Genomic DNA, 21,310 nt, shown 5'->3' with positions numbered 1-21,310 from the left:
TGGAGCCACCCCCTGGCCCAAGGGCCTGCCTCGACGGGGTCGGCTTCTGCTACGGTGGGTCCATGAACCAAGCGCAGCCCCCCGTCGCCCAGCCGCCCCGTGGATCCACGGCGCCCGCGGGCTCGAGCGAGGTGATGTTCGCCGGACCGGCCAAGCACAGCGCGAGCCTCGGCGGCTACGTCAAGTGGGGGCTGGCGAGCGCCCTCGGTGGCGCGCTGGCCATCGCCATCAACTCCTTCGCGTGGGGCGTCCCGGGGTGGATGCTGGGCCTGCTGTGGCTCGTCGGCCTGCCCGGCCTGGGCTGGACCTACGTCACCCACGTGTCGACCAAGTACAAGGTCACCGGCCGGCGCATCGAGACCGAGCACGGGGTGATCAGCAAGTCCGTCGACAGCCTCGAGCTGTGGCGCGTGCTCGACGTCAAGTACAACCAGAGCCTGCTCGATCGCGTCCTCGGCAACGGGAAGATCACGCTGATCAGCACGGACCAGAGCGACCCCAACCTCGAGCTCCACGGCCTGCCCAACCACCGCGAGCTGTTCGAGAAGCTCCGCGACGCCGTCCAGGACGCGCGCCAGACGAGCCGGCCCATGGAGCTCGTGGGCCAAGAGGGCGAGGACGGGGCGCTCGAGCAGCTCGCGTGAGCGCGCGTCGCCGGGTGCTGGCCGGGCTCGGCCTGGCGGGGGCGGTGCTCGCCTGTGACGCGCAGGCGGCCTCGGACGGGCCGCGAGGTCGCGCCGCGGTCGAGCTCGCCGCGGTGGTCGAGGCCCCGCTCGCGGTGGAGACGGCGACGGTCGAGCCGGACGCTCCGAGTCTTCCGGAGCCCGCGGTCGAGCCCGAGCCCGCGGTCGAGCCCGAGCCCGAGCCCGAGCCGACCTGGCGCATGCCCGCGCACGATCCGGGCGAGCTGCCCCGGTGGATCCGCCACGAGACCCTGCCCCGGGAGACCGTCGCCCAGCTCGCGATTCGCTACGGCGTGCGCGAGTCGAGCGTGCGCAACTGGAACGAGCTCGGCGACGACGAGGAGCTCCACCCACGCAAGCCCGCGCGGCTGCGGATCTACGCCCAGCGCTTCCCGCCGCCCCGCGAGGCCCTGAGCCACCGCGTCGTCGAGGGAGACAGCTGGGGCTCCATCGCCCGGCGCTACGGCGTCGACACCTCGCGGCTGCGCGCCTGGAACGTCGGCGCGATCGGGCGCAGCCTCGAGCTCGGCGAGGCCGTGACGGTGTGGATCGATCCCCTCGTCTACGCCTCGATCGTCGACGACGTGCCCCAAAACGCCCGCGCGGCCCTGGTCCCCCCGGGCGCCCACGGCATCGGCACGCCCCAGGCGGGGGTCCTCGTCGCCGCCGTGCAGCTCCCCCCGGGCCCGGGCTACGAGCGGCGCTACCCCAACTCCGCCTGGGGCACGACCTGGGCCGTGCGCCACACCGTCGCCGCCCTCGACCACTTCGCGGCGCGCTCCGACTACCCCAACCCGATCCGGGTCGGGACCATGAGCCGGCAGCGCGGCGGGAAGATCGGCGGGCACATCTCGCACCAGAGCGGCCGGGACCTCGACATCCGCCTGCCGCTGCGCCCCGAGGTCCCCCAGAGCCTGCCGCCGACGCTGCGCCGCGTCGACTGGCCCGCGACCCTCGAGCTGATCCAGGCCTTCGCCGACACCGGCTTCGTGTCGGTGATCTTCCTCGACTACAAGGCCCAGCGCCGGCTCTACAAAGCGGGCCAGGAGGCGGGCCTCGACGACGCGACCCTCGGCGAGCTCATGCAGTACCCGCGGGGCTCCGCGGCGAGCCTGGGCCTGGTCCGCCACTCGCCGGGCCACGCCGACCACATCCACGTCCGCTTCCCCTGCGGGCCCGCCGAGCCCGAGTGCGGCGAGTAGGCTCTGGCCATTTTGAATCCACGCCCCCGCTTACGGGGGCGACCACGAGCCTTCTCCAAGGCACGAACTGCATTGCCCACCAAGCCAAAGCGGAGGAGCGGAGCGACAAAGCGCCCCCGGTCCCAGCCGGCTGTGGGGGCAAAACAGCACTCAGCCGCGCAGGGCCTCGACGACGCGCTCGAGCTGGATGCCGCGGCTGGCCTTGAACAGCACGGCTCCGGGCTCGCTGGCGCCTTCGAGGCGGGCACGGATCCACGCGCAGGCCTCGTCGACGGCGTCGCGCTCGACCGCGTGGGCGACCAGGCCAGGCTTGGCGTCGGCGGCGGCCTCGGCGATGGCGCGGGCCCGGGGCCCCACTCCGAGGACGGCGTCGATGCCCAGGCGCGCGGCCTCGGTCCCCACCTCGCGGTGCAGCGCGTCCTCGTCGGGTCCGAGCTCGAGCATGTCGCCGAGCACGGCGACGCGGGGGCCGTCGAGCATGGCGAGGCTGCCCAGCGCCGCGCTCATCGAGCCGGGGTTGGCGTTGTAGCAGTCGGCGATGAGGGCGTGGGTGTGGCCGCCGAGCTCGAGCTCGAGCAGGCGCCCGCGGTCGCCGACGGGCTCGACGGCCTCGAGGGCTCGAGCGACGGCGTCGAGGTCGAGGCCGAGGTGGGCGGCGACGGCGACGGCCGCCGCGGCGTTGCGGGCGTTGTGGGCCCCGAAGGTCCGCAGGCTCAGGCTCAGCGCCCGGTCTTCCTGGCCGTCCTCGCCGCGCAGGCGCAGCACGGCGCGGGTGCGGGCGCCGACCTCGACGGCGACGATCGCCACGTCGAGGGGCGCTCCGATGGCGGCGTCGGGCGAGCCAAAGCGGAGCACTCGCAAGCCCGAGTCAGGCCCGGGCAGGTGCGGCACGAGGGCCGGCTCGTCCCCGGGCAGGACCGCGAGGGGGCGGTGGCCTCCGCTCGCGCGCAGGTGGGCGAGGGGCTCGGCCTCGGCGGCCGCGATGGCCTCGAGGCTGCCCATGAACTCGAGGTGCTCGAGGGCGATGGAGGTGATCACGTGGACCGAGGGGCCGGCGACCTGGGCGAGGTGGTCGTTCTCGCCGGGGGCGCTCATGCCCAGCTCGAGCACGGCCGCGCGCGGGGGCTCGGTGCCCGCCACCCCACCCACCAGCGTCAGCGGCAGGCCGAGGTGGTTGTTGAAGTTGCCCTGGGTGCAGATCAGCGGGTCGAAGGCGGTGCGCAGCGCAGCCTCGACGAAGGCCCGGGTCGTGGTCTTGCCGTTGCTGCCGGTGATCGCAACCACGGGCCCGTCGAGCTGCGCGCGAGCGTCCCGGGCCAGCTGCGTCAGCCCCTCGAGGGTGTCGCCGACCTCCACGACGGTGAAGTCACCCTCGGGCACGGCCTCGCCGCGGCCGGGGCCGACCAGGGTCGCGCTCGCTCCCGCGGCCAGGGCAGCGGGGATGAAGTCGTGGCCGTCGCGCGCGGCGACGATGGGCACGAACAGGCCGCCCGGGGTGGGCGTTCGGCTGTCGATGAAGGCCGCTTGGATGGGCCGCGTGCCCGCGCGGAGCAGGCGGCCAGAGGCTGCGGCGGCGAGGCGTTCGGGGCTCCAGCGCACGGCTCACGATAGCCCGCGATCTGTCACCTTGCACCGCCCGAGCACGACCCCCGAGCGCAGCCGGAGCCGGCGCATGTGTCGGAGCAATTCCGAGTTGCGCTGTGTAGCAATTCTCTTTCAGGCTCGTCGCGGGCGTCGGGCGCCGCGGCTCGAATCGTCTCCAAACATGCACACGATGCATTGGAGACAGGCTTCGTGTGTGACGCTCGGCGCCCTCGGTCGGGCCGGGAGGGCGCCCTGGAAAAGCCTCGATTCGTCCGTGCCCATTTGGATTCGCATGCTAGAGTCTCGACGCTCGTCGGGATGGATGTCGTTCACAGAGTCCTCAGGGACGCTTTAGACAGACCGCGTGTCCGGTTCATGGGAGCGCCCACAGGGCGAAACGGACACGCTGACCTCGCTCCTGGATGGTTGAAATCGTGAGTATCCGAGACACCTTGTTGCTCGATCAGGGCTACCAGCCGCTGCGCGTGATCCCATGGCAGCGGGCGATCTGCATGAACTTTCTGGGCAAGGTCGAGCTCGTGGCCGCCCACGCCCGCCCCGTCCGCACGGTGAGCCGCGACTACCCGGCGCCGGCCGTCGTTCGCCTGCTCGGGCCTTACCGTCCGCAACAGTACATCGTCCGCTTCTCTCGCCAGGGCGTGCACGTCCGGGATCGTCACACTTGCCAGTACTGCGGCGTTCGGCTGCCGCGCCGCGAGCTGACCCTCGACCACGTCATCCCCCGGCACCGCGGCGGCCCGACCAACTGGGAGAACATCGTCAGCTCGTGCTCGCCCTGCAACCTGAAAAAGGGCGGGCGGACCCCGGAAGAGGCGGGCATGCACCTGGCGAGCGAGCCCCGTCGGCCCCGCTGGACGCCGCCCAACATGTCCGGCCTCGACGAGGTCCCGCCGCCGTGGCTCGACTGGCTGCCCAAGAGCGCGAGCACGGACGCGGCCTGAGCCGACCGCCCGAGCAGACCAATGGCTGCTACACGCCGAAGATCTCGACGGGCCGGTTGACCTCGGCCCGGGCCTTGCGGAAGCGATCGATCAAGCGCTTGACGTCGTCGCGCAGGGGGATGCCGTAGACGCTCAGCCGCGACAGGTGGTCGTTGGAGTACAGCGACTCCGGGAGGCTCGAGATCGGGTTGCCGTCGAGGCGCAGGGAGACCAGGCGAGGCAGCTCGAACAACCACCCCGGGACGGTGTGGATGTTGTTCTTCGAGATGTCGACGTTGGTCAATTTGCTCAAGCGGTTGCCGCTGTCGGGGAGCTCGACCAGGCTGCGCGTGTCCGAGACGCTGAGGATCTTGAGCGAGTGCAGCCGCCCGATGTCCGCCGGGAGGTTGCGCATCCGGCTGCCGTCGACGTCGAGGCGCTCGAGGTGGCTCAGGGCGCCGATCTGCGGGGGCAGCTCGTAGATCGGGTTTTGGCCGAGGACGAGCTCGCGCAGGCTGACGAGGCCGTCGATGGCCGGGGGCAGGGTAGCGAGGCGGTTCTCGGACAGGTCGAGCTTGCGCAGCCGGGCGAGGCTCACCCAGCCGTTGGGCAGGTGGTCGACGCCGCAGCGACGCAGGGTCAGGCTGCGCAGCTCGGTCAGCTTGAGCAGGGCCTTGGGCAGGCTCGACATCCGCCAGTTGGAGATCGCCAGCTCCTCGAGGTGGCGCAGCCCGGGGAGCGCCGCGGGCAGGCCCTCCGGGGGCTGCTTGCTGCTCACCGCCTCGATCACCAGCACGCGCAGGTTGGGCAGGGACAATAGGCCCATGGGGATCTGCTCGAGCCGGGAGACTCGCAGGCGCAGGACCTCGAGGCGGTTGAGCTCGGCGAGGGCCGTGGGCGCCGTCTCGACCGTCGACACCTCGAGCTCGAGGTCTCTGAGTCGAGTCAGCTTGGCGATGACCGGCGGGAAGGCGCCGGAGCTGCGCAGCACCAGGCGACGCAGGGTGTCGAGGTCGCCGAGGCTCTCGGGGATCTCTTCGAGCTCGCCGTCGATCTCCAGGGTCTTGAGCCCGCGCATCCGGCCGATCCACGGCGGGAGCTGCACGGTGCCCTGGGGGCAGACCACGCGCAGGGTCTCCAGCTCCGTCAGCGCGACCAGCTCCGTGGGGAAGCTGTCGCCGTACTCGAGCACCAAGTCGAGTTCGCTGCAGGTCTCCTTGGACTCGAGCGCGGCTTGGAGATCGTCGAAGACGGCGGTCATGCAGACTCGGGGGGCAAGAGCTTACCGGGGTTGAGGATACCCTGTGGATCGAAGACTCGCTTGATCCCTCGCATCAGCTCGATCTCCCGCGGACTGCGCGAATGACCAAGGTAGTCACGCTTGAGCAGGCCGATGCCGTGCTCGGCCGAGATGCTGCCGCCGTGGGCCTGGACGAGGGCGTAGAGCTGGCCGTCAAAGCCATGGCAGCGTCCGAGGAAATCCTCGAGCGCCATGGTCGGCGGGCGCAGCAGGTTGAGGTGCAGGTTGCCGTCGCCGACGTGGCCAAAACACAAGGCCGGAATCTCGGGCAGGGCCTCGGCCACCGCAGCGCGCCACCGCTCGACGAAGCGCGCGACTTCACGCACGGGTACGGACACGTCGGCCTTGTGGGGCGTAGACGGGTGCAGGGACTCGGAGATGTCCTCTCGCCAGGCCCACAGCTCGCGGGCCTGGGCCGCGCTCGCGGCCAGGACGGCGTCGAGGAGCTCCTCGGCCTCCATGGCGTCGCCGAGCACGGCCATCAGCTGTTCCCGGGGGCTGTGGGTCTCTCCCTCGCCCTCGTCCCGTTGTTCGTCCTCGTGGACGTCTCGGTCCGAGAGCTCGATCTCGACGAGGACCTGCATGGGCCCGAGCTCGGCGAGCGGGCCCGCCTGGTCGACGCCGCGGTGGGCGATGACCTGGTCCACGCAGCCGCGGTCGAAGCACTCGAAGGCCGAGAGGGTCAGCGGAGACCGGCGCAGGCGGGCGAAGAGCTCGAGCACGGCGGCGTCGCTGGCCACGGAGCACAGCGCGACGAGCTGACCTGCAGGTCGGGGGCTGAGCTTCAAGGTCAGCTCGACGAGGACGCCGAGGGTCCCCTCGGAGCCGATGAACAGCTGGCGCAGGTCGTAGCCCGTGTTGTCCTTGATCAGCTCCCCGCCCACGCGCAGGCGCTCGCCGTCGGCGAGCACGACCTCGAGGCCGGAGACCCAGTCGCGCGTCAGCCCGTGGCGGATGACCTTGACCCCGCCGGCGTTGGTGGCCACGGAGCCCGCGATGTGGGCCGAGCCCTTGGCCGCGAAGTCGACGGGGTACATCAGCCCGTGCTCGGCCGCGGCGAGCTGCACCGCCTCGACCGTCGCCCCGGCCTGGCACCGGAGCATGCGGCTGGCGGGGTCGACCTCGAAGATCGCGTCGAGGCGCTCGAGGGAGAGGACCAGCTCGCCCGCCGTGGCCGTGGCCGCCCCGGTCAGGCCCGTGCGCCCGCCCGAAGGCACGATCGCCACGTCCCACTGGGCGCACAGCCGGACCAGGCCCTGGATCGCCTCGATGTTCTTGGGCAGCACCACGACCCCCGGCGCGACGGGCCAGCCTCCCTTGCAGCGGTCGCTCCCGTAGTGCTGGAGGTCGTCCCCCTCGGAGATGACCCGCACGTCGACCTCGTCGCCGAGGGTGCGGAGGGCTGCGAGGAAGTCGGGGTCATCGGCCCGGCGCTTGGCGGACATGCCGGGAAGCTACGCCAGCTCGCCGATCTGCCGAACTGCCGCTCTCGCCGTGCTCGAAGAAATCCAAATATGCAGTCTGGAGCACCTTTTTCAGGGCATCTAAACGAGCGCGCGCGTTCAACCCAAAGCTGCGGATGCTCACGTACCAATGGCCACTAAAAACGCTTTTTTTGGGTCGAGCGTTCAACACATCGAGGGTGCGCAAGATCCTCCGGTTGATCGCCTCGAATTCGGGCCAAAGACCAAGTGGCCGGCCCTTCGGCCAGGTCGCAGTCGGTGGCCGTCGATGGTGGATGACCCATCCGCTGATGCGATTCGACCCACCCTCTCAAAAAACGAAACGCGCGACTCGGGGCATGAGTCGCGCGTTGATCGTTCGGTTGATCCCGTCCTAGGACCGCCCGAAGGTTGGGGCAAAAGGTGGATTCAGACAGTCGCCGTGGGCTTGGGCTGGCGGGGACGCAGAAGCTGCCTCACCATGCGCACGACCGACTTCACGACCGGATGGCCCTTGATGAAGACGACGCCGACGACGTGCTTGTCGTCACCGGAGACGAGGACGGCGTGGTCGCCCACGAGGACGCGGACGGAGGGCTCACCGGCGATTTGACGGAGCTTCACGGCTTCCATCACGATGGGGTTCCAGCGATCATCACCCACCCACTCGGGCTCGCCGCCACCTTGGGCGGGATCAGTGAACCAGTCGAGGACGGCGATGATGCCGTCGTGGCGGAGAACGCGTTCAATCTTGCTGTTGGCCATTTCAGAACTTCCTGGGCTGAAGGACAGGGACCTTTTACAGCGGCTTTTTCGTAGCGTCAAACGCGCGTACATTCAGTGAGAGTGTATTTTTTTGACACACATGCACACATACAGCGTTCGCGGCGAGCGCATGTGCAGGAATTGCCTAACCTGCTCCAAAATGCCACAGATGCCGGGGTACGCGCGATTTTAGTGCCAGCGGTGTCACCGGAGGACTGGCCAGAACTGCCCAAATTGGTCCAATTGACAGGACCCAGGATGGTCTTCTCGTTAGGTTTGCACCCATATTGCGTGAGTGAAATCAAGTCTGAAGCGCTGGGAGATCTCCTTTCGAAATTACAGTTTCAGCTGAGTTCGGTGCTTCCAGCTGCCCATGCAGTGGGGGAGTGCGGACTCGACTTTCGACAGGCGCCGGGCGCTCCGGCCCGGGCGCACCAGGTGGCCTGCTTCCGCGGCCAACTCGAGATCGCCCGGACCCTCGGTCTGCCCCTGACCCTGCACTGCGTCGGCGCTCACGGGGCGATGCTCGAGCTGCTGCGCGAGCGGCCGACCCCGCCCTCGGTGCTGCACGCCTTCTCCGGGAGCGCCGAGGTCGGTCGCCAGCTGGTCGCGATGGGCCACTACCTGTCCTTCGCGGGCAACCTGTGCATCCCGGGGGCGCGCAAGGTCGTCGAGGCGGCGAGGTCCGTGCCGGCCGAGCGCATGCTCATCGAGACCGACGCGCCGGATCAGACCCCGCCTGGGCGACGTCCAGCGCCAAACGAGCCCGCCTTCGTCGTCGACGTCGCCGCGCGCCTGGCCGAGGTCCGGGGCGAGAGCCTCGAGTCGGTGGCGGCGCAGACCTGGACCAACGCCTGCCGCGTGTTTGGACTGGCAGATGATGATCTCGCCGCGCGAAACGAGTAAAAGCGTGCCTCCGTGGCCTGGCTTCGCCCCATCCCCAAGGCGCCCGGGAGGCGCCGCGCCGCCTCCCGACTTGGGCTGTGCCTGCTGCTGAGCTCGACGCTCGCCGCGAGCGCGTGTCGCTGCGGGGTGGACGAGGGCGAGGTCGGCGAGGCGGACGGTGCCCCCGCGGCCGAGGCTGAGGCCGACGATGGTGCGGCTGCAGACGAGGCGGGGGGCCGGTCCGAGGGTGAGGTCGAGACCACACCGCGGAGCCTGACGATCGAGCACGCCAGCGAGCTCGAGGGCGTGGACCTGTCGAAGGTCGAGCGCCTGGACCTGGCCCTGTCCGAGCGGGACATCCACGTGCGCTCGGGGGCGAGCCAGGGGGACAGCTCGGGCGAGGACAGCGGCTCGGGCGAGGACTCCGAGGGCACGGGGGTCGAGGTCGCGCGCCCGTCTCACCCGCGCTGTGAGGGCCTCGATCTCCACGCCCTCGCCGAGGCCACGCCGCGGCTCACCGCGCTGCGCATCAGCGGCTGCCAGGGGGCCGTGCACGCCGGCTTGTCTGCCTTTGGCGCCCGGCTGCGCGAGCTCGAGCTCGTCGACATCGAGCTCGACGCCGTGACCGTGGCCCGGCTCTCGCAGCTGCACGGCCTCGACACCTTGATCTTGACCCGCGTGCGCGCCGAGGCCGAGGCCCTCAACCCCCTCGCGCGCAAGATCTCGCCGAGCACCGTGACCCTGCGCGAGCTCGACAAGGACAGCGCCGTCGTCGAGCTGGTGACCCTGCTCCGGGATCTGCACCACCTGCGCCTCGAGGGCGCGTGGGTCGGCCACAACACCATGCTGCGCGTGGCCAAGGCCAAGAGCCTGCAGAGCCTCGCGGTCATCGACACGGCCCTGACCAACTACTCGCTGCACCCCCTCAAGGGCCTCGATCACCTGCACCGCATCGAGTGGAGCGGGCAGGGCTGGTCGAACACGAGCCCCCAGTACCTCCGCGACCTGCCCATCGACGAGCTGATCTGCGACTGCCCGCGCTTTGGCGACCGCGGCCTGTTCATGCTCCGCTACCTCGAGGGGCTGCAGGTCCTCGAGCTCGAGCGCTCGGCGGTGACCTCCGCGGGCCTGGTCCACCTCGCCGAGAACCCGGCCCTCGAAGACCTGACCCTGCGCGGCTGCGACCTGGACTCCGAGGGCTTCACCGCCCTGGCCGCGCTCCCGCGCCTGCGTCGGCTGATCGTCGGCCCGGCGAGCTTGCTCGACGGCAAGGCCGAGGGCCTGGGCCTGCTCGTCAGCCTGCGCGAGCTCGAGCTCGGCCTCGACGGCTTTGGCGACCGCGCGGCCCAGGAGCTCGCGCCCCTGGTCAACCTCGAGCGACTGGATCTCGGCAACACCGCGGTGTCCGACGAGGGCCTCGAGCACCTCGCCGGCATGGTCCGGCTGCGCGAGCTCGAGCTGCACCACACCCGGGTGACCCGCCACGGCCTCGAGCACCTCCAGGGCCTGAGCGCCCTCGAGATCCTCGAGCTCGACCACACCGACGTCGTCGACGAGGGCGTGGCGCACCTTGCCAAGCTCGGCGCGCTCCGGGAGCTGCGCCTCGACAACACGCTGATCACCGACGTTGGCGTGGCGCACCTGGCCAAGCTCAGCGACCTCGAGCGCCTCAACCTCGCCAACACCGTGGTCACCAGCGAGGGCGTCGAGGTGCTCTCGGCTCTGCCCCGCCTCGAGGTGGTCAACCTCGCGGGGACGCGGGCGCGAGATTAGCAGGCTGCTAGCCCCGAAGCAGTTTGTCGAGCACTTCGTCGGCGATCGCCAGGCCGCCCAGGTGGCTGTGCCCGGGCTGGATCGTGAAGCTCGACTCGCGCACGAGGGCGGCCTGGTGGCGGCCGTGCTCGAGGGGCACGAAGGGGTCGTCGTCGCCGTGCCAGAAGTGGACGGGCGTGTCGATGTCGACGAGGCGAAAGCCCCAGTCCCGGGAGAACAGCAGGTAGTCGTAGATCAGCGAGCGCAGGCCCTTGCTGCTCGCGCGCAGCATGTCGTCGAGGAACATCTCCTTCATGCCCGGGGAGCCGAACACCTCGCGGTCGCCGGGGCGGGAGAAGCTCATGAACAGGTCGAAGGCCGGGGAGGCGAGGGGATGGGCCGAGCGCACGGCCAGGGACAGGGCGGCGCCGAGGGGCTCGTGCAGGGCTTCGATCAAGGGCGCGAACAGGGCGAGGGTCGTGACGCCGCCGGCGATGGCCTCGGGTCCGCGGGAGGGGGCCACGCCGCCGAGCACCCCGCAGGCCTCGACGCGATCGAGGCCGTGGGCGCAGGCCAGGGTGTAGGGGCCGCCGCCGGACAGACCCACGACCACGGCGTGCTCGACCTCGAGGTGGTCGAGGACCGCGCCCACGTCCTGGGCGAAGCCGCGGATGTTGAGGTGCAGGTGCGGCGTGGAGTCGCCGATGCCCGGGCGCTCGACGCCGATCACGCGCACGCCCTCGCGCTCGGCGAAGCGCCGCGCGGCCGGGGGGATCTGCCGCCGCCCGCCCGGGGTGCCGTGGAGCCAGACGACCGCCGGGGCGCCTCGGCTGTCGGGGGGGTCGCCGAACACGGCGAAGCCGAGGGTGCGACCGTCGGCGAGGCGCAGGACCTCCTCGCGCGTGGGCTGGGGCAGGGGGGCGCTCACGAAGGGCAGCCTACCGCGCTGCGCTGGCGCGCGAGAGGGTCGCCGCCGCTTCGACGTGCCTCGACCTAGCGCGCTGCGGTGGCGCGCAAAAAAGCAGCGACTTGTTCGGTGTGCCGCGGCCCGCTGAGGTGCCCCTCGTTGTGGTCGCCGCTGAGCTCGACGTAGATCGCCTCGGGGCTCTGCCCGCCCTTGGCCGCCTCGAACAGCGCCTCGCCGTGGCTCACCGGCACGAGGGTGTCGTCCTTGGAGTGGGCGACGAGCACGGGGGCGGTGACCGTCGAGATCAGGTCCTTGGAGGGGTAGTCGAGCTTGCGGCCGAGGGTCCGCACGGGCAGCCAGGGGTAGACGGCCTCGCCGATGTCGAGGGTCGAGGTGAAGGTCGACTCGACGATCAGCGCCCGCGGCGGGGTGCCCTGATCGCTCACCCGGGCGGCCTGGTCGATCACCACCGCGCCGCCGAGGGAGCGCCCCCACAGCACGATCGAGTCGGGCTCGTGGCCGCGGATCGCCACGAGGTGCATCCACGCCGCGTCGATGTCGAGGCGCGTGCCCTCCGTCGTCGCCCGGCCGGTGCTGTCTCCAAAGCCGCGGTAGTCGAAGATCAAGATGGCCAGGTTGAGCTCGTCGAGGGCGCGCAGCCCCTCGAGCACGCCGAGGCGGTCGCCGATGTTGCCGGCGTTGCCGTGGGCGTAGAGGATCACCCCCTCGGCTGCTTTTGAGGGGGAGGGCGGCGGCAGGTACCACGCGCCGAGCGCTTCGCCGTCCTTGGTCACCAAGGTCACGGCCTCGTAGTCCCAGCCCCGGGCCTCGGGGGTCTGGGCGACGTGGGGCTTGGGGTGGAAGAGCAAGAACTCGGGGCGCGCGGCGAGCAGGCCGAGGGCGGAGACGATCAGCACCGCCGTTGCGACGAGCGACCAGCGGAGGAACTGTCGCAGCAAGCTCTTGGGCGCGGCCTGGTGATCCGGCGGGGTCTGCTCGGCTGGGGACACGCCAAGGCTTTACCCCAGCCGCGCCGTCTCGCCCATACTGTCGCCATGGCCCTCGCCATCGAGCCCGCGGACCCCGTCGATCCGGCCGCCTTCTACGGCGCCCTCGAGGCCGCCCCCGTGGCCCTGCTGCTGCTCACCCGGCGCAGCTGCGGGGCCTGTCGCGCGATGAAGCAGGCCCTGGTCCAGCTCCCGGCGAGCCTCGGCGCGCACGGGGCCCTGCGCGTGTTCGAGGCCGACGTCGAGGACAGCCCGGAGCTCGTCGAGGAATTCGAGATCTTCCACCTGCCCGGGCTGATCGCGTGGCGCGGGGGCGAGTACCACGCCAAGATCCAGGCCCGCGCGACGCCGGCGGCCCTCGAAGCCGCTTTGCTCGAGGCCCTCGCGCGACCTGCCGAGCCCGAACCCTGAGTTAGACTGAGACCAGTGCTCCGCGCCCGTTGGTCTGTTTTCGGCGTCGCCGCGTTGCTCGTCGCGTGCCGGGGCCCGAGCCTCGGCCTGGACGACGAGGCCGGGAGCAGCACCGACCCGACCGGCGTCGAGGCGGGCACGGACACCGGCGTCCCGGGCTGCGAGCCCTGGCCCGAGCCCCCCAGCGCCCTCGGCATGGGCCCGACCATGCCCCTGAGCTTCGTCGACGTGAGCGTCGAGGCGGGCCTGGTCGGCGTCGACTACTACGAGGGCACGTGGCCCGACGGCTGCGACCCCAACGGCACCGGGGTCGTCGAGGCGCCGTGCAAGATGATCCTCCAAGGCGGCGGCGCGGCGGCGGGCGACGCCGACCTCGACGGCTGGCCCGACCTCTACCTGACCCGCCTCGGCGCGCGCGATCAGCTGTGGCTCAACCAGGGCGACGGCAGCTTCACCGAGCTCGGCGACGCGCTGGGCCTCGACGCCGTGTTCGACGGCAACGGGGCCGCGTGGGTCGACGTCGACGCCGACGGCGACCTCGACCTCTACGTCACCACCTTCGGCGACCCCGAGCGCTACCGCTTTTACCGCAACACGCTCATCGAAGACGGCGCCCTCGCCTTCGTCGAAGAGGGCAGCGAGCGCGGCCTCGCCCTCGACGACGGCCTCCCGCACTGGGGCTTCTCCGTCGCCGTCGGCGATTACGACCGCGACGGCTGGCTCGACCTCTACACCAGCGAGTGGCGCCCGGGTCCTTCCGTCCTGCCCGAGACCAGCCACGCCCGCCTGCTCCGCAACCGCGGCGCCGCGGCCCCGGGCGTGTTCGAAGACCAGACCCTCGACGCCCAGGCCTCCACCCTCGCCATCAACCCCGCCGGCACCTACGTGTTCGCCCCCGCCTTCGTCGACCTCGACGAGGACGGCTGGCTGGACCTGGCCGTCGTCGCCGACAACGGCACCAGCAAGCTGCTGTGGAACGCCGGCGACGGCAGCTTCATCGACGGCACCCCGACCGCCAAGGTCGGCATCGAGCGCAACGGCATGGGCAGCGCCTTCGGCGACCTCGACGGCGACGGTCACCTCGACTGGTACGTCAGCGCCATCTTCTCCCCCGACGACGAGGACACCGACTGCGGCAACTCGGTGTGCGGCAACGGAGGCAACCGCCTCTACCGCTCCTTCGGCCCGCGCTGCTTCGAAGAGACCAGCCGCGACCTCGACGTGCACGTGGGCGGCTGGGGCTGGGGCACGGCCGCCTGGGATCCCGACAACGACGGCGACCTGGACCTCGTCGAGGTCAACGGCTTCCACGTCCCCCACGGCCCGCCGGGGGGCGCCTTCCTCAACCACCCGATGCGCCTGTGGCAAAACGGCTCCGAGTTCATCGGCGAGACCGCCTTTAGCCATGTCGCCGACGCCTCCGGGCTCGACGACCCCGGCCAGGGCCGAGGCCTGCTCACCTTTGACTACGACCGCGACGGCGACCTGGACCTGCTCGTCGTCGACAACAAATCCGGCGCTCGCTTGTGGCGCAACGAGCTCGGCCAGGAGAACGCCTGGCTCGACGTCGAGCTGCGCGGCGATCCGAGCTCCGGCAACCTCGCCGGCGTCGGGGCCCGGGTCGAGCTCATCCGCGACGTGGACGCTGCGACCCAGGTCCGCGTCATGGGCGTCGACACCCACTTCCTCGGCCAGGGGGAGAACCGCGTGCACTTTGGATTGGGGCCGAGCGAGGCGCCCGTGACCGAAGTGCGGGTCGTGTGGCCGACGACGGGGGAGGTCAGCGTGCGGACGAACGTCAGCGCTCGGCAGGTGCTGGTGATCGACGAGGCTGGTTGAGCCGGCCGCTCGAGGGGGCTGAGGTTGGGTTGGCGGGGAGCTGGGCTTCGATGGGGTCGGGCACGGGGCGGGAGGGTCGGATTTCCCGCTGTCGCCTGTGGGAGAGGGGTGTTGCGATCTCGGGGGATGTCTTTGGTGTGGGGTTGGGCTTCGAGGGTCGTTGGATCGGCTCCCAACGCCGGGAAATCCGACCCTCCCGCCCTTTTTGTGCCCGCTTCGTTGGCGAAGATCTCGGTGGTTTTGCTCGAAGGGGCGACGTCTCGTGTCTGTTGCTCGTCGAAGCTCAGACCGACGGGGGCGCGCGGACTGTTTGACGACGTCCTTCCTCCGAGTGGCCTACTTTGGGTTCGCAAGGGAACGCCTGGTTGGTTGAACCCGTGCTGTACTAGTGGCGAAGTTCTCCGGGCCGTTCGGGCGCTGTTGCATGCGGCGGGGTTGTCCGACCACCGCTGCATGCTGCCCGAGTTGGAGAGCAGGATTGTTTTGGCGGACCTCCAACTGGCAGTGGTTGGCGAGCCCGCCAACGAACGCTTCCTCGCTTCCTCATCCCCGTCAAAGAACGCCAGACAACGCCAGACAACGCCCCCTCACCCCCGCCAAACCAACACCCCCCGAAGGGGGGTGACCACATGCCCCCTAGAAGGCACGAACCCCATTGCGGACAACCCAAAGCGGAGGAGCGGACAGCGACGAAGCGCCCCCGGTCCGAGGAGACTGCGGGGGCATGACAGAGAGCGCCCCCGGTCCGATCCCCCTGCGGGGGCATTAAAGAACCCCGGGTACCCGCCCTCCCCGTTACCGTTGCTGCCGTCAGGCCCTGGCGGAGTTGGGGGGAGAAGCGTCACCCGGGGCATGAACAGTTCCGTATGGAACCGGCGGAGAGGGCGGGATTCGAACCCGCGGTGGGTTGCCCCACACATGAATTCCAGTCATGCACCTTCGACCACTCGGACACCTCTCCAGAGACCTGGCACTTGGGGTGCCGCGGTCCGAGCTGAACGCCGCTTCTCAGGCGACGTTCGTCGGGTTTCTTGTTTTCAGGTAGCGGAGAGGGAGGGATTCGAACCCTCGGTGACTTTCGCCACACCAGATTTCGAGTCTGGCACCTTCAACCACTCGGACACCTCCCCGAGGTGGGCGCGGAACATAGCAACTGTCGTCGTCCCTGCCAAAGGGTCGCGGGCCTTTCCGGTCAACGCGCATGAGAGCTTGCGCATGTTGGCCCGGCGCGTCTGGCTGGCGTCTAGCTGGCCTTGGCCTCGTCCTGGGAGGCCGCGTGGACGTGGGCGAGGAGCTCCTGGGGAGAGAAGGGCTTGTGCAGCAGGGGGAGGCCCTCGCGGCGGACGAGGTCGCGGAGCTCGGGCTGGTCGGCGTAGCCGGTGAACACCAGCGCGGCGCCCTCGGGGATGCGCTGGCGGTAAGCGCGGAGCACATCGGCGGCGGTGCCATCGGGGAGCAGACCGTCCGTGCACAGGAGATCGAAGCGAGCGGTCGGGTGATCGGCCAGGTGCGAGTCGAGCAGGGCGCGCGCTTGGCCGACGCTGGTGGCGAGGCTCGTGGTGCACCCGGCGGCGTGGAGGCTGCGCTGCATGACGCGGGCGACCTCGGGCTGGTCCTCGACGAGCAGGACGTTCAGGTCGAGGCGCAGGGTCGAGCGAAGCCGCGCGCTGCCCTCGGCTTCGATGATCTTGACGATCTCGGGCCAGGCGAAGGTGAAGGTCGAGCCCTCGCCGGGCGCGGTGTCCAGGTGGATCTGCCCGCCGGACTGGCGGACGAGCTCGTGGATGGTGGCCAGGCCCAGGCCCGTGCCGCCCTCGCCCTTGGTCGAGAAGAAGGGCTCGAACACGCGCTCGGCGACGGCGGGGTCCATGCCCTCGCCGGTGTCGCGGACGATGAGCTGGCCGTCGCCGTTGGCCGCCCGCGCGCAGCCGACGAGGATCGTGCCCTGGCCGTCGATGGCGTCGCGGGCGTTGAGCACGAGGTTGAGGATGATCTGGTCGAGGGTCGAGGCGGGGATCGGCAGGTCCGGGCAGGGCTGGACGGCGGCGGCGAGGCTGACGGACTCGGGCAGGACCCGGGCCATGGTCCGCACGAAGCGCTCGATCACCGGGCCGGGGCTGCACGCGCTGAGCTCGGCCCGCTCCCGACGCACGAAGCCGAGGAGCTGGCGGGTGGTCGCGGCGGCGGCCGAGATCGCGGCGACGCCCTCGGACACGAGCTGGCCGCGCTCGTCCGCGGGCATGGGCTCCTCGAGCATCTCGATGGTGCCCTGGAGGACGAGCAGGGAGTTGTTGAAGTCGTGGGCGACCCCGCTGGCGACCCGGCCCACGGCCTCGAGCTGCTGCGCTGCGCGGGCGGCCTCGAGGGCCCGCTCGCGCTCGCGCCGGGCCTGGTCGCGCTCGTCCTCGGCTTTGAACTCGGCGATCACGGCCTGGCGCATGAACTGCTGCAGGCGCGAGTTGACGAACACGATCGAGGTCAGCACGCCGAAGGTGGTGAGGTTGAGGCGGATCCAGTCCTCGGGCCCGGTCGGCGCGTTGCGGATGCTGAACAGCTCGAGCTGGCTGCCGATCGCCGAGGCCAGGACCACGCCGCTGAGCGCGGTCAGGCTCGCGAGGGCGCCGCGCTTGCCGTGGAGAAAGCTGACCAGCAAGGCCGCGCCGGCGAACAGCAGGCCGACGCCGAGCAGGGGGCCGAAGTGGAGGTAGGCCCCGAGGGCGTAGCTGACCAGGCCGACGCTCACGGCCGTGGTCGCGTGGGCCTTGCCCTGCCCGCGGATCGCGAGGGCCATCACGATCGCCGCGGCGACCATGAGCGGCAGCCACGGGGAGCCCGAGCCGCGGAAGAACTCGAGCGCCGCGAAGGCGACCGTGCCGGGGACGGCGAGGGTGAGCAGGACGGGACGCAAGGCGCGGATGACCTGCGCCTCGGTCTTGGCGATCACCGCCTCCGCGCTGTGCTCCACACCATCCATCCCCATCGTTCAGAGTAGCCCCGTAGACCACCAAATGCGACGTGAGGCGCGGCGCCACAGAGGGGCAATCTGGTCATTTAAATCGTCATAGTTCAATTGCGCTCGGGCGATTGGTGCTCGTCACCTGGCCCGGTTTTGGGACGGGTGGCCGGCCAGCTGGACGCGGCGACCTTGGCGTCCCTCGCAACTATCTGAAATCACGCGACTGGCCCCAGGCACGGCGCTCGCAATCCCTGCGTCGCCCATGCTCAGCCGCACCTATTCCGCAGGCATCCTCGGCGTCGAGGGCTACGTGATCACCATCGAGGCCGACGTCGGCCTCGGCTTGCCCTGCCTGACCCTGGTCGGGCAGGTCAGCGGTGCGCTGCACGAGGCGCGCGAACGTGTCCGCAGCGCCCTGAGCCACTGCGGCCACGCGATCCCGCCGCGCAAGCAGATCGTCAACCTCGCGCCGGCCGAGGAGCGCAAGGACAGCCCGGGGCTCGACCTGGCCATCGCCTGTGCGTTGCTGGCTAGCCACGGCGTGATCCCGGCGGAGGCGCTGGCGGGCAGCTTGCTGTGGGGGGAGCTCGCCCTCGACGGCGTGCTGCGGGCGGCGGCGGGGGCCCTGGTCGTCGCCGACACGGCGCGGCGCTCGGGCTTCGAGCGCGTCTTCATCGCGGCGGACAACGCGAGGGAGGCCGCGCTGATCCCCGGGCTCGACGTCGCTCCGGTGCGCTCGCTGCCCGAACTCATCGCCCACCTGCGCGGTGAGGGGGCGCTCGGGCCCGCGCCGGAGGCCGTCGAGGCTTCGGGGGCGGGCGCGGGCGAGACTTCGGCGGCTTTGCAGGGCCTGCCGGACATGGCCGACATCCGCGGCCTGGCCCTGCCCCGGCGCGCCGTCGAGGTCATGGTCGCGGGCGGGCACAACCTCTTGCTGCACGGGCCGCCGGGGGTCGGCAAGAGCATGCTCGCGCGGCGGGTCGCGGGCTTGATGCCGCCCCTCGACACGGAGTCGGCGCTCGAGGTGACCAAGGTCCACGGCGTCGCGCGGCGGCGCATGCCCGGGGGCTTGCTGCGTCGGCCGCCGATCCGCATGCCGCACCACACCGTCTCGACCGCGGGCCTGCTCGGCGGGGGCAGCCCACCCCGGCCGGGGGAGGTGAGCCTCGCGCACCGGGGGCTGCTCTTCCTCGACGAGCTGCCCGAGTTTCCCCGGGCGTGCATCGAGGGCCTGCGCGAGCCCCTCGAAGACGGCGACGTGACCCTGGTCCGGGCGCGCTACGCCGTCCGCTATCCCGCGCGCTTTCAGCTGATGGCGGCGATGAACCCGTGCCCGTGCGGGTGGCTCGGCCACCCCGAGCGCGCGTGCACGGACAGCCCCCACGCCGTGCGTCGCTACCAGGGTCGGGTCTCGGGGCCCTTCCTCGATCGCATGGACCTGGTCGTGCCGGTGACCCCGCTGAGCCCCGAAGAGCTGGCCCAGGCGGCCCCCGGAGAGCCGAGCGCGGTCGTGCGCGGGCGGATCGTCGCGGCCCGGGAGCGCCAGCGCGAGCGCCTGGCCGAGACGGGCTGGGTGTGCAACGCCGACGTGCCGGCGAGCGGGGAGGCGCTCGAGCGGCTGTGCCCCCTCGAGGACGACGCGCGGGCCCTGCTCGAGGCCCTGGCGACGCGGCGGCAGCTGAGCATGCGGGCCATGCATCGCCTGCGCCGGGTCGCGCGGACGCTGGCCGACCTCGACCCCGACGCGGATCCTCGGGCGCCCATCACCCGGCCCCGGATCGCCGTGGCCGCCCGGCTGCGCCAGCTTCCCGAGAGCTTGTGAGCCGGCTTTGTTCGGCGATCGAGACCAAGTAGGCTCCCTCGGTGCGCCGCGCCGACAAGGCCCAAAAGATCCTCGCGCAGCTCGACGAGCTCTACCCCGAGCTGCCGATCCCCCTCGATCACCGGGACGCCTTCACCCTGCTCGTGGCGGTGCTGCTCTCGGCCCAGACCACCGACGCGCGGGTCAACGAGGTGACCCCGGCGCTGTTCGCCGACGGCCCCGACCCCGCGACCATGGCCGCCCTGCCGGTCAAACAGATCCTCGGCCACATCAAGACCCTGGGCCTGGCGCCGACCAAGGCCAAGCGGGTCAAGGCCCTCGCGCAGCAGCTCGTCGACGAGCACGACGGCGAGGTGCCCCAGGACATGGCCGCGCTCGAGCGCCTGCCGGGGGTCGGGCACAAGACCGCGAGCGTGGTCATGGCCCAGGCCTTTGGCGTGCCGGCCTTCCCCGTGGACACGCACATCCACCGCCTCGCGGCGCGCTGGGGCCTGTCCAACGGGACCACCGTCGAGCGCACGGAGGCCGACCTCAAGCGCCTGTTCCCCGAGGACCGGTGGAACGACGTGCACCTGCAGTTCATCTTCTTTGGCCGGGAGTACTGCCCGGCCCTCTATCACGAGCTCGCCGACTGTCCGATCTGCGGGTGGGCGGCGACAAAGAAGCGGGTGCTCGAGGAGCGCCGGGCCAACGACGCGGCCCGGCGCGAGGCCGCGGCCCGGATGGCCAAGAAGAAGGCGGCCAAGAAGAAGACCGCCAAGAAGAAGGCGGCCAAGAAGAAGGCGACCAAGAAGAAGACCGCGAAGAAAGCGGCCACCAAAAAGAAGGTCGCCAAGAAGAAGACGGTCAAAAAGAAGGCCGCCAAGAAAAAGGCGAGCTGAGCGGCGCGAGCCCGCCGTGGGATCCCCGGGTCGAGCTGCTAAGCTCCCCGGGTGTTCGCCGAACCGCCCAAGTCCGACTTCGACGTCCACTTTCGCGTGGGCAAGATCCCCGTTCGGGTCCACCCGCTGTTTTGGCTGATCGCCATGGTCTTCGGCGCCCTCGCGGTGCGCGGCTCGAACACCCACGTGTTCGTGGGCATGGCGCTGTGGGCAGCGGCGACCTTCGTGTCGATCCTCGTCCACGAGCTCGGCCACGCGATCGCGGCCAAGCTCCACGGGTGGCCGCCGCGGATCGTCCTCTACAGCATGGGGGGCCTGGCGATCTACACACCCACGCGCATGAGTCGCAGGGCTCGGATCCTCATCGCCTTTGCCGGACCCGGGGCCGGGTTCGTGCTTGGCGCGCTGATCCTCGTCGCGGTTTTGCTCACGGGACACAGTGTGCCCTTGCCGGGCTTGCCGCTGACCATCGGGAGTGGTGAGGCCTTTACCGCAGGCGGGGGCCGGCTCGAGCTCTTTGTCGTCTTCCTGCTCTACGTCAACATCTTCTGGGGCCTGCTCAACCTCGCGCCGATCCAACCGCTGGATGGAGGCGCGATCGCCAAGGCCGTGATGGACGAACGCCGTCCTCAGGACGCCTGGCAGATGACCTGCAAGGTGGGCGTGGCGACTGGAGCGATCCTCGCGGTGGCCGGCTTTTTGGTCTGGAACAGCACCTTCTTGGCGATCATGTTCGGCATGCTCGCCTACAACAACTGGCAGATGATGCAGCGCGGCTGAGCTTGCGCGAGTTGCACGAGCTCGCGGGAGGTCCAGCGGCGAGTCGCGCAGCTTCGATCGCGGGGCCGATGTAGGGTCGTATCCGGTCGCGTACGGGAGAATCGACGCGTATGCTCCCGACTCTCGACCGGCGTCGGGCCGGCTTCGAGTTCC

The 21,310-nt window shown here is 70.8% G+C and carries 16 protein-coding genes, 2 tRNA genes, 1 other RNA gene and 1 pseudogene; 10 read left to right on the top strand and 10 right to left on the bottom strand.

Annotated elements, in window-relative coordinates:
• Positions 1 to 62: 62 nt before the first annotated feature.
• Positions 63 to 644: a PH domain-containing protein gene (locus tag PPSIR1_RS10615; RefSeq protein WP_006971041.1), complete on the top strand. Its 582-nt coding sequence runs from the start codon at positions 63 to 65 to the stop codon at positions 642 to 644.
• Complete coding sequence (locus tag PPSIR1_RS10610) at positions 641 to 1,885, top strand: penicillin-insensitive murein endopeptidase (protein WP_157595410.1); 1,245 nt, start codon at positions 641 to 643, stop codon at positions 1,883 to 1,885. Before PPSIR1_RS10615 ends, PPSIR1_RS10610 begins: the two co-directional genes overlap by 4 nt.
• 150 nt (positions 1,886 to 2,035) lie before the next feature.
• On the opposite strand, the gene PPSIR1_RS10605 is transcribed toward PPSIR1_RS10610, so the two are convergent.
• Positions 2,036 to 3,484 carry a UDP-N-acetylmuramoyl-tripeptide--D-alanyl-D-alanine ligase gene (locus tag PPSIR1_RS10605; protein ID WP_006971039.1) on the bottom strand — a complete coding sequence of 483 codons (1,449 nt, stop codon included), beginning with the start codon at positions 3,482 to 3,484 and terminating at the stop codon, positions 2,036 to 2,038.
• A 419-nt stretch (positions 3,485 to 3,903) separates the two neighbouring features.
• On the opposite strand from PPSIR1_RS10605, the gene PPSIR1_RS10600 reads away from it, so the two are divergent.
• Positions 3,904 to 4,431 carry an HNH endonuclease gene (locus PPSIR1_RS10600; protein ID WP_232296459.1) on the top strand — a complete coding sequence of 176 codons (528 nt, stop codon included), beginning with the start codon at positions 3,904 to 3,906 and terminating at the stop codon, positions 4,429 to 4,431.
• Between the two features lie 28 nt (positions 4,432 to 4,459).
• Here the strand turns inward: PPSIR1_RS10600 and PPSIR1_RS10595 are convergent, their stop codons facing one another.
• The 3 genes from PPSIR1_RS10595 to PPSIR1_RS10585 form a co-directional block, all read right to left on the bottom strand.
• Complete coding sequence (locus tag PPSIR1_RS10595) at positions 4,460 to 5,671, bottom strand: leucine-rich repeat domain-containing protein (RefSeq protein WP_006971037.1); 1,212 nt, start codon at positions 5,669 to 5,671, stop codon at positions 4,460 to 4,462.
• A complete protein-coding gene (locus PPSIR1_RS10590) occupies positions 5,668 to 7,155 on the bottom strand; it encodes an FAD-binding oxidoreductase (protein ID WP_006971036.1) in 1,488 nt (495 codons plus the stop codon). The genes PPSIR1_RS10595 and PPSIR1_RS10590 overlap by 4 nt, the downstream gene beginning before the upstream one ends.
• Positions 7,156 to 7,581: 426 nt before the next feature.
• A complete protein-coding gene (locus tag PPSIR1_RS10585) occupies positions 7,582 to 7,917 on the bottom strand; it encodes a hypothetical protein (RefSeq protein ID WP_006971035.1) in 336 nt (111 codons plus the stop codon).
• A gap of 75 nt (positions 7,918 to 7,992) precedes the next feature.
• On the opposite strand from PPSIR1_RS10585, the gene PPSIR1_RS45895 reads away from it, so the two are divergent.
• Complete coding sequence (locus tag PPSIR1_RS45895) at positions 7,993 to 8,823, top strand: TatD family hydrolase (RefSeq protein ID WP_086001204.1); 831 nt, start codon at positions 7,993 to 7,995, stop codon at positions 8,821 to 8,823.
• A 12-nt stretch (positions 8,824 to 8,835) separates the two neighbouring features.
• A complete protein-coding gene (locus tag PPSIR1_RS10575; RefSeq protein WP_157595408.1) occupies positions 8,836 to 10,575 on the top strand; it encodes a leucine-rich repeat domain-containing protein in 1,740 nt (579 codons plus the stop codon).
• Positions 10,576 to 10,582: 7 nt separating this feature from the next.
• Here PPSIR1_RS10575 and PPSIR1_RS10570 read toward each other — a convergent pair whose 3' ends face one another.
• Positions 10,583 to 11,482: an alpha/beta fold hydrolase gene (locus tag PPSIR1_RS10570; protein ID WP_006971032.1), complete on the bottom strand. Its 900-nt coding sequence runs from the start codon at positions 11,480 to 11,482 to the stop codon at positions 10,583 to 10,585.
• Positions 11,483 to 11,547: 65 nt separating this feature from the next.
• Complete coding sequence (locus PPSIR1_RS10565) at positions 11,548 to 12,471, bottom strand: alpha/beta hydrolase (protein WP_006971031.1); 924 nt, start codon at positions 12,469 to 12,471, stop codon at positions 11,548 to 11,550.
• 45 nt (positions 12,472 to 12,516) lie between these two features.
• Here PPSIR1_RS10565 and PPSIR1_RS10560 point away from each other — a divergent pair, with 45 nt between their 5' ends.
• Positions 12,517 to 12,879, top strand: a complete 363-nt coding sequence (locus PPSIR1_RS10560; RefSeq protein WP_006971030.1) for a thioredoxin family protein — start codon at positions 12,517 to 12,519, stop codon at positions 12,877 to 12,879.
• A 15-nt stretch (positions 12,880 to 12,894) separates the two neighbouring features.
• The gene (locus PPSIR1_RS10555) at positions 12,895 to 14,718 is read left to right on the top strand and encodes a CRTAC1 family protein (protein ID WP_157595407.1); all 1,824 of its coding nucleotides are present in this window, start codon (positions 12,895 to 12,897) and stop codon (positions 14,716 to 14,718) included.
• A 768-nt stretch (positions 14,719 to 15,486) separates the two neighbouring features.
• On the opposite strand, the gene ffs is transcribed toward PPSIR1_RS10555, so the two are convergent.
• The 4 genes from ffs to PPSIR1_RS10540 all read right to left on the bottom strand — a co-directional run bounded on the left by ffs (position 15,487) and on the right by PPSIR1_RS10540 (position 17,683).
• Positions 15,487 to 15,571: signal recognition particle sRNA small type (ffs, locus tag PPSIR1_RS45890), an RNA gene on the bottom strand.
• Between the two features lie 23 nt (positions 15,572 to 15,594).
• Positions 15,595 to 15,679 (bottom strand) — tRNA-Ser (locus tag PPSIR1_RS10550).
• 84 nt (positions 15,680 to 15,763) lie between these two features.
• Positions 15,764 to 15,848: transfer RNA gene (locus tag PPSIR1_RS10545), tRNA-Ser, on the bottom strand.
• Between the two features lie 113 nt (positions 15,849 to 15,961).
• Positions 15,962 to 17,683 carry an ATP-binding protein gene (locus PPSIR1_RS10540; RefSeq protein WP_006971028.1) on the bottom strand — a complete coding sequence of 574 codons (1,722 nt, stop codon included), beginning with the start codon at positions 17,681 to 17,683 and terminating at the stop codon, positions 15,962 to 15,964.
• A 253-nt stretch (positions 17,684 to 17,936) separates the two neighbouring features.
• On the opposite strand from PPSIR1_RS10540, the gene PPSIR1_RS10535 reads away from it, so the two are divergent.
• The 3 genes and pseudogenes from PPSIR1_RS10535 to PPSIR1_RS10525 all read left to right on the top strand — a co-directional run bounded on the left by PPSIR1_RS10535 (position 17,937) and on the right by PPSIR1_RS10525 (position 21,157).
• Complete coding sequence (locus PPSIR1_RS10535) at positions 17,937 to 19,496, top strand: YifB family Mg chelatase-like AAA ATPase (protein ID WP_006971027.1); 1,560 nt, start codon at positions 17,937 to 17,939, stop codon at positions 19,494 to 19,496.
• A 41-nt stretch (positions 19,497 to 19,537) separates the two neighbouring features.
• A pseudogene (gene nth, locus PPSIR1_RS10530) lies at positions 19,538 to 20,164 on the top strand (endonuclease III); the annotation flags it as partial.
• Between the two features lie 264 nt (positions 20,165 to 20,428).
• On the top strand, positions 20,429 to 21,157 hold the full coding sequence (locus PPSIR1_RS10525) for a site-2 protease family protein (protein WP_006971025.1): 729 nt from the start codon (positions 20,429 to 20,431) through the stop codon (positions 21,155 to 21,157).
• Positions 21,158 to 21,310: the final 153 nt, after the last annotated feature.

The organism is Plesiocystis pacifica SIR-1 (assembly GCF_000170895.1).
Classification (GTDB): Bacteria; Myxococcota_A; Polyangia; order Nannocystales; family Nannocystaceae; genus Plesiocystis; species Plesiocystis pacifica.
The sequence above is the reverse complement of the archived record's forward strand: the minus strand, read 5'-3'. Positions and strand labels throughout refer to the sequence as shown.